Origin of the sequence: Pseudomonas sp. NFACC13-1 (assembly GCF_900104425.1) — a bacterium.
In the GTDB taxonomy this organism is placed as follows: domain Bacteria; phylum Pseudomonadota; class Gammaproteobacteria; order Pseudomonadales; family Pseudomonadaceae; genus Aquipseudomonas; species Aquipseudomonas fluorescens_AA.
Genome location: NZ_FMXV01000002.1, coordinates 139,311 through 154,961 on the forward strand (window position 1 = coordinate 139,311; position 15,651 = coordinate 154,961).

The following is a 15,651-nucleotide window of genomic DNA, read 5'->3' on the forward strand; positions in this document are numbered from 1 at the left end:
CATGAATAACCCCCTGGCGCCCGCACCGGGCATCCGCGTCAGCCTTTCGGAGCTGATCGAGATGCGCCATCGCGTGCGCGAGGTGCAGCTGTTCTCGACACCGGGCCAGCGCAGCCCGCTGATCGGCCTGCACCACTCCAAGCTGCGCGGGCGTGGGGTGGATTTCGACCAGGTGCGGGTCTACCAGGCCGGCGACGACGTACGCACCATCGACTGGCGTGTCACCGCCCGGACCCAGGAGCCTCACACCAAGCTGTTCCACGAAGAGCGGGAGCGGCCGATCTTCATCATGATCGAGCAAAGCCACCGGCTGTTCTTCGGCTCGGGGCTGATGTTCAAGTCGGTACTCGCCGCCCAGGCCGCCAGCCTGATCGGCTGGGCCGCGCTGGGGCATAACGACCGGGTCGGCGGCCTGGTGTTCGGTAACAACACCCATTACGAGGTCAAGCCCCGGCGCAGCAAGCAGAGCCTGTTGCAATTGCTCAACCGGCTGGTGCGGGTCAATCAGTCACTGCACACCGAGGGCGAGCCGGACCGCGACTCGTTCGGCATCGCCCTGCGCCGGGCCCGGGAAGTGCTGCGGCCCGGCAGCCTGGTGATCGTGATTTGCGACGAGCGTGCATTGTCCGACAGCGCCGAACAGCAACTGAGCCTGCTGTCGCGCCATTGCGATCTGTTGCTGCTGCCGCTGTCGGACCCGCTGGATCACGCCTTGCCCGCCGCCGGCTTGCTGCGCTTCGCCCAGCGTGGCGCGCAGTTGGAGCTCGACACCCTGAATTTCGAACTGCGCCAGGCCTATCGCGCCCAGGCCGAGGCACGCCAGGCGCGTTGGGAATTGCTGGCGCAAAAGCTGCGAATCCTGATGATGCCCCTGAGTACCCAGGGCGACATGGTCGAGCAGCTGCGCGACTACCTGAACCCCAAGCGGGCCGGGAAAAGCCGATGAGCAGTCTCGATCAATTGCAGCCGCTGATGGCACCACCGCCCATTGGTTTCTGGCCGCCCGCGCCGGGCTGGTGGTTGCTACTGCTGATGTTGCCGTTGCTGGGCCTGGGGCTGTGGCAATTGCGCCGGTTCATTCCCGCCAAGCGCACCGCCGACCGCAGCGAGCAACCCCTGGACCCGGTGCGCCTGGCCGCCCTGGCCGAACTCGCCCGGCTGCCCAAGCCCTACGACGGCGCGCCGGCCGGCGCCTGGTTGCAGCAACTCAACGGGCTGCTCAAGCGCCTGTGCCGCAACCACTACCCCTACAGCCAGAGCCACACCCTCAACGGGCGCAAATGGCTGGCCTTCCTGGATAACCGTTGCCCGGCCGCTGGCTTGACGCGCTGGATGGTATTGGTGGAAGGCGCCTACAAGCCCGAATGCAAGCTCGATGACAAAGCCATCGCCGGCCTGACCCAGGCGGTCGAAATCTGGATTCGCAAACATGTTTGAATTCGCCTGGCCGTGGGTGTTCGCCCTGTTGCCGCTGCCCTGGCTGATGCGCTTGGTGCTGCCGGCGGCCGACAGCGGCGAGCCGGCGCTCAAGGTCAGCTTCCTCGGCGACCTGGAAGGCCTGGTGGGCCGTCGGGCCCGGGCCAATCTGCCGACCTGGCGGCAACAAGCGCCCTTTATCCTGCTCTGGCTGCTGTTGCTGATCGCCGCTGCACGACCGCAGTGGCTGGGGGAACCGCTGCCCATTGCCGCCAGCGGGCGCGACCTGCTGGTGGCGGTGGACGTCTCGGGCTCCATGGACTTTCCCGACATGCAGTGGAAAGACGAAGAAGTCAGTCGCCTCGCGCTGGTCCAGCACATGCTCGGGGATTTTCTCGAAGGACGCGAAGGTGACCGGGTCGGCCTGATCCTGTTCGGCAGCCAGGCCTACTTGCAGGCACCGCTGACCTTCGACCGCCGCACCGTGCGTCGTTGGCTCGACGAGGCGCGCATCGGCATCGCTGGCAAGAATACCGCCATCGGCGACGCCATCGGCCTGGCCCTCAAGCGCCTGCGCCAGCGTCCGGCCCACAGTCGCGTATTGATCCTGGTCACCGACGGTGCCAACAACGGCGGCGAAATCGACCCGCTGACCGCCGCGCGGCTGGCCGCCGACGAAGGCGTGAAAATCTACCCGATCGGCATTGGTGCCGACCCGGAACAAAGTGGCACGGCGGGCTTCCTCGGCGTCAACCCGAGCCTGGACCTCGACGAACCGTCCCTCAAGGAGATTGCCCAGGTCACGGGCGGTCGCTATTTTCGTGCCCAGGATGGTGAGCAATTGCTGGCGATCAAGACCACCCTCGACCAGCTCGAACCGGTGACCCAGCAACCGACCCAGGCACGCCCTGCCCTGGCGCTGTATCACTGGCCCCTGGCCGCTGCGCTGCTGTTGAGCCTATTGCTGGTGGTCAGGGCGCGCTGGCCGGACAATCCACTGCAACGCCTGTTCAACCGGCCGCTGTTCCAGCCGTCCCAACCTACCGAGTGGCGCCAGCGGCTCAAGCGCCTGCGCTTGCGGAGGCGTCGATGATCGCCCTCTGGCCGCACTGGCTGCGCCCCTGGTTCGTGTTACTGCTGCCGTTGCTGGGCTGGTTGCTCTGGCAATTGTGGCACCGGCAGAAACGGGTGGGCCGCTGGCAGATGATCTTGCCGCCGGCCTTTCATGCGGTACTGCTCAGTGGTGGCAGTGGTCGGGAAAGCCGGCTGCCGTGGATTGCCCTGGGCCTGGGCTGGCTGCTGATCGTGCTGGCGTTGCTGGGGCCAAGCTGGGCGCGGGTCGAACAGACCAGCCAGAAACCCGCCGATCCGCTGGTAGTGATACTGGAACTGACCCCGGAAATGCTCGCCACCGATGTCCCGCCCACGCGCCTGGAACAGGCCCGGCGCAAGGTGCTGGACCTGCTGCAGAACCGCAGCGATGCCCAGACCGCGATCATCGTCTATGCCGGCAGCGCCCATACGCTGGTGCCGCTGTCCGACGACCTGGCCACCAGCACCAACCTGCTCGAAGCCCTTGCGCCGTCGATCATGCCCCAAGGCGGTCATCGCGCCGACCTGGCCGTTCATAAAGCCATGGCCCTGCTGGACCAGGGTGAACTCGGCCACGGTCGGATCCTACTGATCGGTTCGTCGTTGAACGAGCAGGAACGTGAAGGTATCCGCCAGGTCCTGGACGGTTCCGCCACCCAATGGCTGATGCTGGGCATCGGTACCCGCGAAGGCGCGCCGGTGGCCCAGGAAGATGGCAGTTACCTCAAGGATGCCCAGGGCTCGATCCTGGTACCGCGCCTGGACAACCCGGGCCTCAAGGCCTTCGCCAACGAACTGGACGGCCGCTACCGACCGGCGCGGCTGGATGACAGCGACCTGCGTGGCCTGGGTCTGCTGGGCGGTCCTCGCCATCTGCGCAGCGACGGCCAGACGTTGCGCCTGGACACCTGGGCCGACCAGGGTTATTGGCTGCTCCTGCCCTTGTTGCTGCTGGCCGCTTGCGCCGGGCGTCGAGGCTGGCTGTTCTGCCTGCCGCTGCTGTTCGTCTTGCCGCAAACCGGCCACGCTTTCGAATTCCAGGATTTGTGGTTGCGCCCCGACCAACAGGGCCAGCACTTGCTCAAGCAAAAGCGCCCGGTCGAAGCCGCCGCCCACTTCGAAGACAGCCAATGGCAAGGCGTCGCCCTGTACGAAGCCGGCCAATACAGCGAAGCCGCCCGGCGCTTCGCCGAAGGCAACGACGCCCGTGCCCACTACAATCGTGGCAATGCCCTGGCCCGAAGTGGTGAGCTGGAAGCCGCACTGGATGCCTATGAACAAGCCCTGGAATTGCAACCCGACCTGCGCCCGGCCCAGACCAACAAGGCCCTGGTGCAGAACCTGTTGAACGAACAGGCACCACCGACGCCAGAGCCCAAGCCCGCCGAACGCGAGGAGCCGGGCCAGGCCGAGCAAACGCCGGATAGCACTTCGACGAGTCAATCTTCCGAAGCAGGCCAGCCATCCGCCGAGGCAACCGCGACACCGGACGAATCCCAACCCCCGCGAACCGCGCAAGCGCCCACCGCCCAGGATGTGCCGGGCAGCGAGCTGCCTGACGAGCAGACCACCACGCCGCCGCTGCGCCCCGCCGCCGGCCAGCGTAATGAAGAAGAACAACGCCAGGCCATGGAACAATGGCTGCGCCAGATCCCGGACAACCCCGGCGAGCTGCTCAGGCGTAAATTCTGGTATGAACAGCAAAGCCATCAGGCCCAGGGAAAAACCCCATGACCCGCTTCACCGCCTACCTCCTCGTCTTGCTGCTCTGGGTCTCTGGAGCCCAGGCTGCACAGTTGACGGCCAGTGTGGACCGCAGCCGCCTGAACTCCGGGGAAACGGTGGAGCTGACCCTGGAATCCAACGACGCCACGCTGTTCGGCAAACCCGACCTGGGCCCGCTCCAGGCCTTGTTCGATGTGCGCGGCACCCGTCAGGTCAACCAGTTGACGACCCTCGACGGCGAGAACCGCGCCACCACCCGCTGGATCGTCACCCTGCTGCCGCGCCAGAGCGGTACCGTGATCATTCCCCCGCTGCAACTGGGCGAAGTGACCAGCCAGCCGATCACCTTGCAAGTCATCGAAAGCGAAACCCGCAATGCGTCCGGGACCCTGGCGCCGGTGTTCATCGAGGCCAGCCTCGACCAGACCCAGGTGTATGTGCAGGCCCAGGCCATCCTGACATTGCGCATCTACCATTCGGTGTCGCTGTACGACGACAGCAGCCTGACGCCGCTGCACATCCCCGATGCCCGCACCGAACAACTGGGCGAATCGCGTACCTATGAAAAGGTCATCAACGATGTGCGCCACGGCGTGATCGAACTGCGTTATGGCATCTACCCGCAGCGCAGCGGCGAACTGACGATCCCGGCCCAGACCTTCAGCGCCACCCTGGTCGAACCGGTAGCCCAGGACGCGGCCCCTTCGGGCCCCAAGCCCGGCCAATTGATGCGGGTAAGCTCCGAGCTATTGCAGTTGAACGTCAAGCCCAAGCCCGCCAGCTACCCGGCCGATGTGCCTTGGCTGCCAGCGCGCAGCCTGTCCTTGAGCGAGAGCTGGAGCCCGGAACCGACCCACAGCCAGGTGGGCGACTCCCTGACCCGCAGCCTGACCCTGGAAGCCGAAGGCCTGGCCAGCGCCCAATTACCACCGCTGCCGGCCACTGAGATCAACGGCCTGCGACGTTATCCGGACCAGCCGGTACTCAGCAGCCGCAGCAGTGAACGCGGGCTGGTGGGCAGCCGCGAAGACCGCGAGGCGCTGGTGCCCAACCGTAGCGGCACCATCGAGCTGCCACCGGTGGAAGTGGTCTGGTGGAACACCCTGGAAGATCACCTGGACCGCACCAGCCTCCCGGCGCGGACCCTGCAGGTGGCGAACAATCCGAGCCTGATGGTGGATACACCCGCCGGCACGGCGCAGATCGTGACGACGGTCGACAGCGAGACCCTGTGGTATTGGCAACTGAGCAGCCTGATCCTGGCCTGCACGACGCTGCTCGGCTTTGGCTTGTGGTGGCGCGCCCGTTGGCAGCCGGCCGTCCTGCGCTCGACCCAGGCCGGACCGAGCCCGCGCACCCTGCTGGACGACCTCAAGCGCACCTGCCTGGCCAACGACCCCCACGCCACCCGCCAGGCCCTGGACGCCTGGGCCCGCCAGCAACCGGAAACCCTGGCCGACATGGCGGCGCGCTTCGTGCCGCTGTCCGACGCCCTGGACGGCCTCAACGGCGCGCTCTACAGCGAGACCGGCCAGCATTGGCAAGGCGAAGACCTGTGGCGCGCCATCCGCACCATCCCGCCTACCGAAGGGGCGCTGGATTCGGCCGGTGATTCCGGGTTGCCGCCGCTTTACCCCAAGTAACTCACGCATTGATGCAGAGCAATAAAGCCAGCCACAGCACCTGTGGCGAGGGGATTTATCCCCGCTGGGCTGCGAAGCGGCCCCAACACTGTCGACGCCATCAAACAGGCAAATGAAGATGCAGGATTCCAAGGCTGCTTCGCAGCCTATCGGGGATAAATCCCCTCGCCACAGAGTTGACTCCAGACTTGATCGGTACATCCAACGAAGTTGAACAAGTCCTCCCCCCCGTTTCCCAGTAAACTCTCCTTCTTTTAGCCGCCCTTCTCTTCATCGCGGCCATCATCTGTTTTCTGGAGTTTGCCTTGCGTCTGTTTCACACCTCCGACTGGCACCTGGGGCAAAACCTGCACGGTCAGGAACGGGATTTCGAACACGCCTGTTTCCTCGACTGGCTGCTGCGTCAGCTGACCCACGAAAAACCCGATGCGCTGCTGATCGCCGGCGACATCTTCGACACCGTCAACCCGCCGGTCAAAGCCCAGGAGCGGCTTTACGACTTCATCGTCAGCGCCCATGAGCAAAACGCCAACCTGACCATCGTGATGATCGCCGGCAACCATGACTCCGGCTCGCGCATCGAGCTGCCTGCGCCGCTGATGCGCCGCTTGCGCACCCACGCCCTGGGCCGGGTGTTGTGGCTGGACGACGGCCAACTGGACGTCGAGCGCCTGTTGTTGCCATTGCCCGATGCCAAGGGCAAGGTCAAGGCGTGGTGCCTGGCCCTGCCGTTCCTGCGCCCCGCCGAAGTCACCGGCGCGCAACTGGGCGACGACTACCTGCGAGGTATCGGTCAGGTGCATGAGTGGCTGATCGCCGCGGCCAACAGCAAGCGCAAGAAAGGCCAGGCGCTGATTGCCATCAGTCATGCGCACATGGCCGGCGGTTCGGTGTCCGAGGACTCCGAGCGCAGCCTGATCATCGGCAACGCCGAGGCCCTGCCCGCCAGTCTGTTCGGCCCGAGCATCAGCTACGTCGCCCTCGGCCACTTGCACAAACCGCAGAAGGTCAACGGCGAAGAGCGCATCCGTTACAGCGGCTCGCCGATCCCACTGTCATTCTCGGAAATTGGCTACCAGCATCAGATTCTCGACATCACCCTGGACGGCGAAACCCTGGTCAAGGTCGAACCGCGCCTGATTCCCCGGGCCGTCAACCTGCAACGCCTGGGCCCGGCTCCCCTGGCCGATATCCTTGGGCAACTCAAGGCGCTGCCCGACATCGACCTGCTGGCCGACATCCAGCGCCAACCCTGGCTGGAAGTGCGGGTGCGCCTCGACGAACCGCAGCCGGACCTGCGCCACCAGGTTGAAACCGCACTGCAAGGCAAGGCCGTGCGCCTGGTACGGATCGCCGCCGAGTACGCCGGCAACGGTGGCGCCGGCAGTGCCGATGACGACAACGCGCTGGTGGAACTGGATCAACTCAGCCCGCAGGAACTGTTCAGCCGCGCCTGGCAGGACACCTATGGCAACGAAGTGGATGAACAGACCCTCAAGGACTTTGCCGTGCTGTTGCAAGACGTGCAGATGGAGAGCGAGCAACCATGAAGATCCTCGCGATCCGCCTGAAGAACCTGGCGTCCCTGGCCGGGCCGTTTGAAATCGATTTCACCGCCGAACCCTTGGCCAGCGCCGGCCTGTTCGCCATTACCGGTCCCACCGGCGCCGGCAAGAGCACGCTGCTCGACGCCTTGTGCCTGGCGCTGTTCGGCGCCGTGCCGCGCCTCAACAATACCGGTCGCGATGCCAAGGTGCCGGACGTCGATGGCGAGATTGCCACGGGCGATCCGCGCACGCTGTTGCGCCGTGGCACCGGCGATGGCTTTGCCGAAGTGGATTTTCGCGGCATCGACGGGCGCCGCTACCGGGCCCGCTGGGAAGCCAATCGCGCCCGGGAAAAGGCCGGCGGCAAGTTGCAAGCCAGCCGCCAGAGCCTGCGGGACCTGGACAACGATCAGCTGCTGGCGAGCCAGAAAGGCGAATACAAGACTCAGCTCGAAGCCGCACTGGGCCTGAACTTCGAGCAGTTCACCCGCGCCGTGTTGCTGGCCCAGAGCGAGTTCAGCGCGTTCCTCAAGGCCGACGACAACGACCGCAGCGAACTGCTGGAAAAACTCACCGACACCGCCCTGTATACCCGCCTCGGCCGCCGCGCCTTCGACAAGGCCAAGCAAGCCAAGGAAACCCATAAACAACTGCAGGACCAGGCCACCGGTGTCACCCCGCTGGCCCCCGAAGCCCGGGCCGAGCTCGACCAGCGCTTCAACGACGCCCAGCAACACCTCAAGGCCCAACAGGCGCAACTCAAGCAACTGGAGCTGCAACACACCTGGCTGCGCGACCTGCGCCAATTGCAGGATGAACACGCCAGCGCCGCCGAACAGCTGCAACAGGCCCAGGCCGATTGGAACGCCCTGGCCGACGAACGCCTGAAGCTGACCCGCCTGGAACAGCTGGCGCCCCAGCGCCATCAGTTCATCCGCCAGGCGGAACTGAGCCGGCAGCTCGAACCCTTGGCCGCGCAGATCCAGCAGCTCACCCAGCGGCAAATCGACCTGCACCAGCAGCAAACCGAACTGGAAAAAGGCCTGGGCGTCACGCAACTGGCATTGGCCGCGGCCCGGCAACAAAGCAGCGACAGCGCGCCGCTATTGCGCCAGGCTTTCGAGGAACAAAGCACCCTCGCCCGTCTCGTCAGAGACGCCGGCCAGGCCGCCGAGCACCAGGACCAGGCGCAACAAGCCTGCACCGAAGGCCAGCGCGCCATCGACACCTTGCTCGAACAGCAGAAACAGGTGGCCGAGCGCTTGCAGCGCATCGCCGACGAGCTTGAACAAAGCACGCATCTGGCACCGCTGAGCGACGCCTGGAACGCCTATCGCGATCGCCTCCAACAACTGATGCTGATCGGCAATCGCCTGAACCAGGGCCAGGCCGAACTCTCCATGCTGGAGCAGGGCGCTGCCCGTGCCGCCGAGGAACTGGCCAGCCGCCGACAAGACCTCGAGGTGCTGTACAAGGAAGCTGGCGCCGAGCCGGAGGCCGTGGCCGAACAGATCCAATTGCTCGGCACCCTGCTGCAAGACAACCGCAAGCAACTGCGTGCCTTCGAAGACCTGACCCGGTTGTGGGCCAGTCAGCAAGAGCTGGACAACCGGGGTGCCGAGCTTGAGCGACGCCAACAACAGGCGTTGCAGGAACGTGACCGCCTGGTGCGCGAGGGTGGTGAAGCCAAGGCCGAGCTGACCATCGCCGAACAGACCCTGACCGTGACCCGCGAACTGCTGGAACGCCAGCGCCTGGCCCGCAGCGAAAGCGTCGAACAACTGCGCGCACAGTTGCAGGACGAGCAGCCCTGCCCGGTGTGTGGCAGCGTCGAGCACCCTTATCATCAGCCCGAAGCCCTGTTGGAAAACCTCGGACGCTTCGATGAAGCCGAAGAGGCCAACGCCCGCAAAGCCGTCGAGCGGCTCAATGAAACAGTCATCGACCTGCGGGCGCAATACAGCGGGGTCATCGCCCAGCTCAAGGAACTCAAGCAACAACAGGAACAGCTCGCCAGCCAGCAACAGAGCCTGGCCCCCAGCCTGGAGGCCCACCCGTTGTCGGCGCAACTGCTGGCCCAGGATTCGGGCAAGCGCGACGCCTGGCTGGCCCAACAGAACAGCCAATTGCACCTGCGCATCAGCCAGGACGAACAACGCCAAGCCGCCCTGCTGACCCTGCAACAGGACGCCGCACGCCTGGGCCAGCGCTTGCGCGAGGCCGAAACGGCCAGCCAGCAGGCGTCACACCACCTGGGCAACCAGCAGCAAGCACTGGCCCGCGACCGCCAGCGCCTGGACGAGGAACTGGACCACTTCAGCGCCCTGCTGCCGACGGACACCTTGCAGGCCTTGCGCAACGAGCCCGCCGCGACCTTCCTGCAGCTCGACCAGCAGATTGCCCAACGCCTGGAGCAACTGGAACAGCAGCGCGACGAACTGGACGAACAACGCCAGCGCCAGCAGACCCTGGAGAAAGAGCAGGACCGCCAGCAGACCCGCGTCCAGCAGCTGGAAGCGGCCCGCTTGCAATTCAGCGCCCTGAGCGAACAACAGCAAGCCTGCCAGGAGAAACTCGCGCAACTGCTCGGCGAGCACCTCAGCGCCGAACAATGGCAACAACAACTCGACCAGCGCCTGGAACAGACCCGGGAGGCCGAGGCGACGGCCAATCAGCAGTTGCAGCAAGTGCGCAACAGCCTTGTGCAACTGGCCGCCGAACTCAAGGCCCGCCGGGAGCAGGCGCAATCCCTGGACCACGAACTTCAGGCATTGACCACGGGTATCGCGCAGTGGCGCACCGGCCATCCTGAACTGGACGATGCCGCCCTCGAAGCCCTGCTCAGCCTGGACGAGCAACACGTCGGCCAGTTGCGCCAGCGCTTGCTCAACAGCGAAAAGGCCATCGAACAGGCCAGCGTATTGCTCACCGAACGCGAGCAGCGCCTGCACAACCACCAGGCCCAGCACAACGGTAACCTGGCGCCCGAGCGACTCGCCGAAGCCCTCGCCGAACTGCAAGCTCAATTCGCCGTCAGCGAACAGCGTTGCGCCGAACTGCGTGCCGAACAGGCCGAGGACCAGCGCCGGCAGAACGCCAACCAAGCCCTGGCCCAGCAGATCGAACAGGCCTACGCCGAATACCAGCGCTGGGCGCGCCTCGATGCCCTGATCGGCTCGGCTACCGGCGACCGCTTCCGCAAGCTGGCCCAGGCCTACAACCTCGACTTGCTGGTGCATCACGCCAATGCCCAATTGCGGCAACTGGTGCGCCGCTACCGGCTCAAGCGTGGCGGCAGCATGCTCGGTCTGCTGGTGATGGACACGGAAATGGGGGATGAACTGCGCTCGGTGCATTCGTTGTCCGGCGGCGAAACCTTCCTGGTCTCCCTCGCCCTGGCCTTGGGCCTGGCCTCGATGGCGTCCAGCACATTGAAGATCGAATCGCTGTTCATCGACGAAGGCTTCGGCAGCCTCGATCCCGAATCGCTGCAACTGGCGATGGACGCCCTCGACGGCTTGCAGGCCCAAGGCCGCAAGGTCGCGGTGATTTCCCACGTGCAGGAAATGCACGAGCGGATCCCGGTGCAGATCCAGGTGCGACGCCAAGGCAACGGGTTGAGCACCGTGGAGGTGAAATGAGCCTCGCCACGCTCTATTCCTTCCGCCGCTGCCCCTATGCGATGCGGGCGCGCATGGCCTTGCGCTACAGCGCGGTCGACGTGGCGATTGTCGAAGTCAGCCTGAAGGCCAAGCCCGCCGAGATGCTCGCCCTCTCCAGCAAAGGCACGGTGCCGGTGCTGCAGGTCGATGGCCGGGTGATCGATGAAAGCCTGGAGATCATGAACTGGGCCTTGGCCCGGCACGACCCGCAAGACTGGCGGCTACGGGACAACGTCGATGGCCAGGCGTTGACGGCGGCGTTGATCGAGGAAAACGACCAGGTGTTCAAGCTGCACTTGAATCGCTACAAATACCCCGAGCGCTACCCCGAGCACCCGAAGGAACATTACCGCAGCCAGGGCGAAGACTTTCTGCGCCGCCTGGAGGTACTGCTTGAAACCCGGCCGTTTCTGGCAGCTGAGCACCAGAGCCTGGCGGACGTGGCAGTGATACCCTTCATACGGCAATTCGCCCACGTCGACCGCGACTGGTTTGCCCAGGCACCCTATCCGCGGCTACAGGATTGGCTGCAGAGGTTCCTGGCGTCGGAGCTGTTCGTGGCGATCATGGCCAAGTAACGCCCTGCACAAAAACCCTTGTGGCGAGGGCAAGCCTTGCTCCCACAAAATATCAATAACCGGCCTGGTCCGATCAATCGCTCAGCAGACTCAATAAGCGCTCGCGCGCCACTTCCAACTCACCGGTATCCGGTTGGGCCGCCGAGACAATCGGCGTGGAGTAGAGAAACAGCAGCATCACTGCCAGACGCATCGCCATGGTGTCGATCCTTATCTGCGAAGGAGTCAATTTGTCAGCGTCAAATTTAAACACATGGCCAAGTGATATTACAGCGGGACTTTTCCAGAAACGGCGAAGCCTGCGATCTTTTCTCTTTCACCCGGTGTTCAGTGAAGATGAAAAGATCGCAGGCTTCAGGCGTTGCGCGAGATTTCAGTGTTGGGTCTTGTGGTCCAGCGCCGCATAGAAGTTGGCGCTTTGTTGCAGGTATTTCTCGGTGTAGCTCTGGGTACGGTTTTTCTTGTCGCTGATCTCGACACTGGCACTGGCGGGCAGCGCCACGGTGGCAGAGATGGCGGAAGCGGCGATCACGGAGAAGAGATTCAGATTCATGGCGGTAGACCTCGGATTCAGTTGGCTGACTTGCCCGGTTGGGCCGTGGAGCAAACTTACGCGCCGAGGCGTCTCGCTTTGAAATGCTTTGTAGTACTAGCGAATATCAGTCTCGTTGATACAACAGCGCAGGCCTTGAAAAACAAGGCCTGCGGTCTATTGACGCAGCATGAACTTCAAGTCGCTCGGCGCATCCATCGGCATTTTCTGCACGGTTTTACCCAGCAGGCCGGTCTTTGGATCGCGCTCGACCACCACGATCTGGTTGCTCTTCTGATTGGCAATCAGCAGGAATTTTCCGCTCGGGTCGAGGCTGAACTCCCGCGGATGATCGCCTTCGACCGAGCGCCGCTGCAGCTCTTTGAGCGTGCCCGCAGCCGGGTCAATGGCGAACACCAGCACTTCGTTGGTGGTGCCACGGTTACTGACGTAGAGGAACTTGCCGTCCCTGGAAGCATGCAGCGCAGCCGCCGCCCTGCCCGGCTGGGGTTTGCCGGCGGCCAGGTCGACCAGTTGGCGCTGGGTCAGGCGGCCGTCCTGGTAATCGAACACCGCCACTTGCGCGCTCATTTCCATGGTCAGCCAGGCGTGCTTGCCGTCAGCGCTGAACAGCAGGTGACGCGGTCCGCTGCCGGGTGGCAATTGCACGAAGGCCGGATCGGCGGCAGTCAGCGGCAGCTCGGGATTGGCTTTGGGGTCGTAGCGGTAGATGAACACCTTGTCCGCCCCCAGGTCGTTGGCGAACACGTACTTGCCATCGGGCGACGAGACCGCCGAGTGCACGTGGGCCGACATCTGCCGCTCAGGGTTGACCCGGCTCGGTTGATGGCTGCTCAGTTGCACCACCGGCGACAGTTTGCCGTCGGCGCCCACCGGCAATACCGCCAGGGTGCCGCCCGGGTCCTCCAGCACCGAATAGTTGCTGACCAGCAGATGCCGACCATCGCCGCTGAGGCTGGAATGCGTCGGCTCGTTGCCCAGGGATTGCACCTGGTTGATCAGGCTGATGACATGGGTCTTCGGGTCGATGGCATAGCTGCTGACCTTGCCCACCGGGTCTTTCTGGCCCGGACCGTTTTCGTTGACCACGAACAGCCGGGTCATGTCGCTGGACAGCGTCAGCCATGAAGGATTGTCAGTCTTGATCACTTGCAACGGGTTGGCATCGAGCTGGCCAGTGCGGCTGTCGAACTGCAACCGATAGATGCCCTGGCTCTGGCCGGCGGTGTAGGAACCCACCAGCACTTGATGGCGCTCGCTGGTATCCGCCTGGACGCCCATGGCACCCACGCTGCCGGCCATCAACAATGGCCAGAGCCTACGCATTTTCATCTTCGTCATCCTCATCGTCGTGGCCGCTGGTGGCGTCCACGCATTCCAGACGGTGGTCACCTGAATCACTGGTGATGATCCAGTGATTCGAAGCCTTGTCGAACGTCGCGGCCTGCATTTGCGCCGGCGTGAAACGCCAGTGCTCGAGGGTGCGGCCGTTCATGCACTCGACGTGCAGTTGGTCCTGATCGTCGAGCTCAAAATTGAAAGCGTGCAGCCCGTCGATAATCAGCATGTCGCAGGAGTCGAGGGCTTGCAGCAGGGGAGCGGTTACGGCAGTCATGGTGATCAGTCGGTCTTTGGGAAAGTAGCCATGATAACCCAATGGGCGAGTGGACCTTGGGCCATAAGGTTCGAAAGCACCTTTGACTGGTAGATCGCCATCGCGAGCAGGCTCGCTCCCACACAGGATCAGCGGTGGCCCCCTACTTCAGGTTCACAAAAAATCCCCTGTGGGAGCGAGCCTGCTCGCGATGGCGGCAGTCCATCAAACCTCAATGCAACTGCCCCACCGCGGCCGTCAGAGCGCCTCGCGCCCCGGCACCCCATCCACCAACCGCAGGATTCCCAGCGGGTTGGCGTTCTTCAGCGGTTCCGGCAGCAGGCTGTCGGGATAGTTCTGGAAGCACACCGGGCGCAGGAAGCGATCGATCGCCAATGTGCCCACCGAGGTGCCCCGGGCATCGGACGTCGCCGGATAAGGTCCGCCGTGCACCATCGAATCACACACCTCGACCCCGGTCGGATAACCGTTGAGCAGGATGCGGCCGACCTTCTGTTCCAGCAGCGGTGTCAATTCGCTGAACCGTTCGAAATCCGCCGGCTCGCCAATCATCGTCGCGGTCAGTTGGCCGTGCAGGCCGTTCAGCGCAGCGGTCAGTTGTGCCTGGTCGGCGACTTCGACAAACACCGTGGTCGGGCCAAACACTTCTTCCTGCAGCGCCTCGTCACCGTTGATCAGCAGGCTGGCATCGGCCTTGAACAGCTGCGGCTGGGCCTGGTTGCCCTGCTGCTCGCGCCCGGCCAGGTGCTCGATGCCCGGGTGAGCCAGCAATTTCTGCAGGCCCTTGCCGTAGCTTTGCAGCGTGCCGGCGTTGAGCATGGTCTGGGGCGCCTGGTCGCCGATCAGCGCGGCTACCTGCTGGGTGAAGGCAGTGAATTGCGGCGAGCGAATGCCGATCACCAGGCCCGGGTTGGTACAGAACTGACCGCAGCCCTGCACCACCGAGGCGGTCAAGTCACGCGCGACGCTCTCGGCGCGGGTTTCCAGCGCTTGCGGCAACACGATCACCGGGTTGATGCTCGACATTTCGGCGAACACCGGAATCGGCTGCGGCCGTGCGGCCGCCATGTCGCACAGGGCACGTCCGCCCTTGAGGGAGCCGGTGAAGCCCACGGCCTGGATCGCCGGATGCTTGACCAGCCATTCGCCGACACCACCGCCGTAGATCATGTTGAACACGCCAGCCGGCATCGCGGTTTTTTCCGCCGCGCGGATGATCGCATCGGCCACGTGCTCGGCAGTCGCCATGTGGCCGCTGTGGGCCTTGAACACCACCGGGCAACCGGCCGCCAGGGCCGACGCCGTGTCGCCACCGGCGGTGGAAAACGCCAGGGGGAAGTTACTGGCGCCGAACACCGCCACCGGCCCCAGGCCGATGCGGTATTGACGCAGGTCCGGACGCGGTAATGGCGTGCGCTCAGGCAATGCCCGGTCGATGCGCGCACCGTAGAAATCGCCTCGGCGCAAGACCTTGGCGAACAGGCGCATCTGGCCGCTGGTGCGACCGCGCTCGCCCTGGATCCGTGCCGCCGGCAACGCGGTTTCACGGCAGACCACGGCCACGAACTCATCGCCCAAGGCGTCCAGTTCATCGGCAATGGCCTCGAGGAACTCGGCCCGGCGCACCGCGCTCAGGCTGCGGTAGGCCGGATAAGCCGCTGCCGCGGCCTTGGCGGCAGCATCGACTTCTTCGGCCGTGGCCTGGATGAAGTCATGGGGCAAGGCCTCGCCAGTGCTGGCATCGACGCTTTGCAGGCGGGTCTGGCCGGCCGCGCTGCGCGCCCCGCCGATATAGTTGTGGCCAAGGATCTGGTTCATCG

At 64.6% G+C, this 15,651-nt stretch carries 13 protein-coding genes; 8 read left to right on the plus strand and 5 right to left on the minus strand.

Annotated features, from left to right (window positions below; genetic code table 11):
• Position 1 precedes the first annotated feature (1 nt).
• The 8 genes from BLQ55_RS03085 to BLQ55_RS03120 all read left to right on the plus strand — a co-directional run bounded on the left by BLQ55_RS03085 (position 2) and on the right by BLQ55_RS03120 (position 11,663).
• On the plus strand, positions 2–946 hold the full coding sequence (locus BLQ55_RS03085) for a DUF58 domain-containing protein (RefSeq protein ID WP_092252313.1): 945 nt from the start codon (positions 2–4) through the stop codon (positions 944–946).
• A complete protein-coding gene (locus BLQ55_RS03090; protein WP_060742000.1) occupies positions 943–1,437 on the plus strand; it encodes a DUF4381 domain-containing protein in 495 nt (164 codons plus the stop codon). The genes BLQ55_RS03085 and BLQ55_RS03090 overlap by 4 nt, the downstream gene beginning before the upstream one ends.
• Entirely contained in the window at positions 1,430–2,509 is a 1,080-nt protein-coding gene (locus tag BLQ55_RS03095) for a vWA domain-containing protein (RefSeq protein WP_092198257.1), read from the plus strand. Before BLQ55_RS03090 ends, BLQ55_RS03095 begins: the two co-directional genes overlap by 8 nt.
• Positions 2,506–4,242: a tetratricopeptide repeat protein gene (locus BLQ55_RS03100; RefSeq protein ID WP_092252315.1), complete on the plus strand. Its 1,737-nt coding sequence runs from the start codon at positions 2,506–2,508 to the stop codon at positions 4,240–4,242. Before BLQ55_RS03095 ends, BLQ55_RS03100 begins: the two co-directional genes overlap by 4 nt.
• Positions 4,239–5,876: a BatD family protein gene (locus tag BLQ55_RS03105; protein WP_092252317.1), complete on the plus strand. Its 1,638-nt coding sequence runs from the start codon at positions 4,239–4,241 to the stop codon at positions 5,874–5,876. Before BLQ55_RS03100 ends, BLQ55_RS03105 begins: the two co-directional genes overlap by 4 nt.
• A gap of 305 nt (positions 5,877–6,181) precedes the next feature.
• Complete coding sequence (locus tag BLQ55_RS03110) at positions 6,182–7,426, plus strand: exonuclease SbcCD subunit D C-terminal domain-containing protein (RefSeq protein ID WP_092198248.1); 1,245 nt, start codon at positions 6,182–6,184, stop codon at positions 7,424–7,426.
• Positions 7,423–11,064 carry an AAA family ATPase gene (locus BLQ55_RS03115; RefSeq protein ID WP_092252319.1) on the plus strand — a complete coding sequence of 1,214 codons (3,642 nt, stop codon included), beginning with the start codon at positions 7,423–7,425 and terminating at the stop codon, positions 11,062–11,064. Before BLQ55_RS03110 ends, BLQ55_RS03115 begins: the two co-directional genes overlap by 4 nt.
• Entirely contained in the window at positions 11,061–11,663 is a 603-nt protein-coding gene (locus BLQ55_RS03120; protein WP_092252321.1) for a glutathione S-transferase, read from the plus strand. The genes BLQ55_RS03115 and BLQ55_RS03120 overlap by 4 nt, the downstream gene beginning before the upstream one ends.
• A 73-nt stretch (positions 11,664–11,736) precedes the next feature.
• On the opposite strand, the gene BLQ55_RS32375 is transcribed toward BLQ55_RS03120, so the two are convergent.
• The 5 genes from BLQ55_RS32375 to BLQ55_RS03140 all read right to left on the minus strand — a co-directional run bounded on the left by BLQ55_RS32375 (position 11,737) and on the right by BLQ55_RS03140 (position 15,649).
• Positions 11,737–11,862, minus strand: a complete 126-nt coding sequence (locus BLQ55_RS32375; RefSeq protein ID WP_256326513.1) for a hypothetical protein — start codon at positions 11,860–11,862, stop codon at positions 11,737–11,739.
• 174 nt (positions 11,863–12,036) lie between these two features.
• Positions 12,037–12,216, minus strand: a complete 180-nt coding sequence (locus BLQ55_RS03125; RefSeq protein ID WP_003202673.1) for a hypothetical protein — start codon at positions 12,214–12,216, stop codon at positions 12,037–12,039.
• A gap of 156 nt (positions 12,217–12,372) precedes the next feature.
• Entirely contained in the window at positions 12,373–13,548 is a 1,176-nt protein-coding gene (locus tag BLQ55_RS03130) for a lactonase family protein (protein WP_092252323.1), read from the minus strand.
• Positions 13,535–13,831, minus strand: a complete 297-nt coding sequence (locus BLQ55_RS03135) for a DUF5629 family protein (RefSeq protein ID WP_170847558.1) — start codon at positions 13,829–13,831, stop codon at positions 13,535–13,537. The genes BLQ55_RS03130 and BLQ55_RS03135 overlap by 14 nt, the downstream gene beginning before the upstream one ends.
• A 237-nt stretch (positions 13,832–14,068) precedes the next feature.
• Positions 14,069–15,649: an aldehyde dehydrogenase (NADP(+)) gene (locus BLQ55_RS03140; protein WP_092198232.1), complete on the minus strand. Its 1,581-nt coding sequence runs from the start codon at positions 15,647–15,649 to the stop codon at positions 14,069–14,071.
• Positions 15,650–15,651 lie beyond the last annotated feature (2 nt).

Bases quoted from the DNA above. Each gene is read 5' to 3' on its own strand.
- BLQ55_RS03085 (WP_092252313.1), top strand. From the start codon at position 2: ATGAATAACCCCCTGGCGCCCGCACCGGGCATCCGCGTCAGCCTTTCG.
- BLQ55_RS03090 (WP_060742000.1), top strand. From the start codon at position 943: ATGAGCAGTCTCGATCAATTGCAGCCGCTGATGGCACCACCGCCCATT.
- BLQ55_RS03095 (WP_092198257.1), top strand. From the start codon at position 1,430: ATGTTTGAATTCGCCTGGCCGTGGGTGTTCGCCCTGTTGCCGCTGCCC.
- BLQ55_RS03100 (WP_092252315.1), top strand. From the start codon at position 2,506: ATGATCGCCCTCTGGCCGCACTGGCTGCGCCCCTGGTTCGTGTTACTG.
- BLQ55_RS03105 (WP_092252317.1), top strand. From the start codon at position 4,239: ATGACCCGCTTCACCGCCTACCTCCTCGTCTTGCTGCTCTGGGTCTCT.
- BLQ55_RS03115 (WP_092252319.1), top strand. From the start codon at position 7,423: ATGAAGATCCTCGCGATCCGCCTGAAGAACCTGGCGTCCCTGGCCGGG.
- BLQ55_RS03120 (WP_092252321.1), top strand. From the start codon at position 11,061: ATGAGCCTCGCCACGCTCTATTCCTTCCGCCGCTGCCCCTATGCGATG.
- BLQ55_RS32375 (WP_256326513.1), bottom strand. From the start codon at position 11,862: ATGGCGATGCGTCTGGCAGTGATGCTGCTGTTTCTCTACTCCACGCCG.
- BLQ55_RS03125 (WP_003202673.1), bottom strand. From the start codon at position 12,216: ATGAATCTGAATCTCTTCTCCGTGATCGCCGCTTCCGCCATCTCTGCC.
- BLQ55_RS03130 (WP_092252323.1), bottom strand. From the start codon at position 13,548: ATGAAAATGCGTAGGCTCTGGCCATTGTTGATGGCCGGCAGCGTGGGT.
- BLQ55_RS03135 (WP_170847558.1), bottom strand. From the start codon at position 13,831: ATGACTGCCGTAACCGCTCCCCTGCTGCAAGCCCTCGACTCCTGCGAC.
- BLQ55_RS03140 (WP_092198232.1), bottom strand. From the start codon at position 15,649: ATGAACCAGATCCTTGGCCACAACTATATCGGCGGGGCGCGCAGCGCG.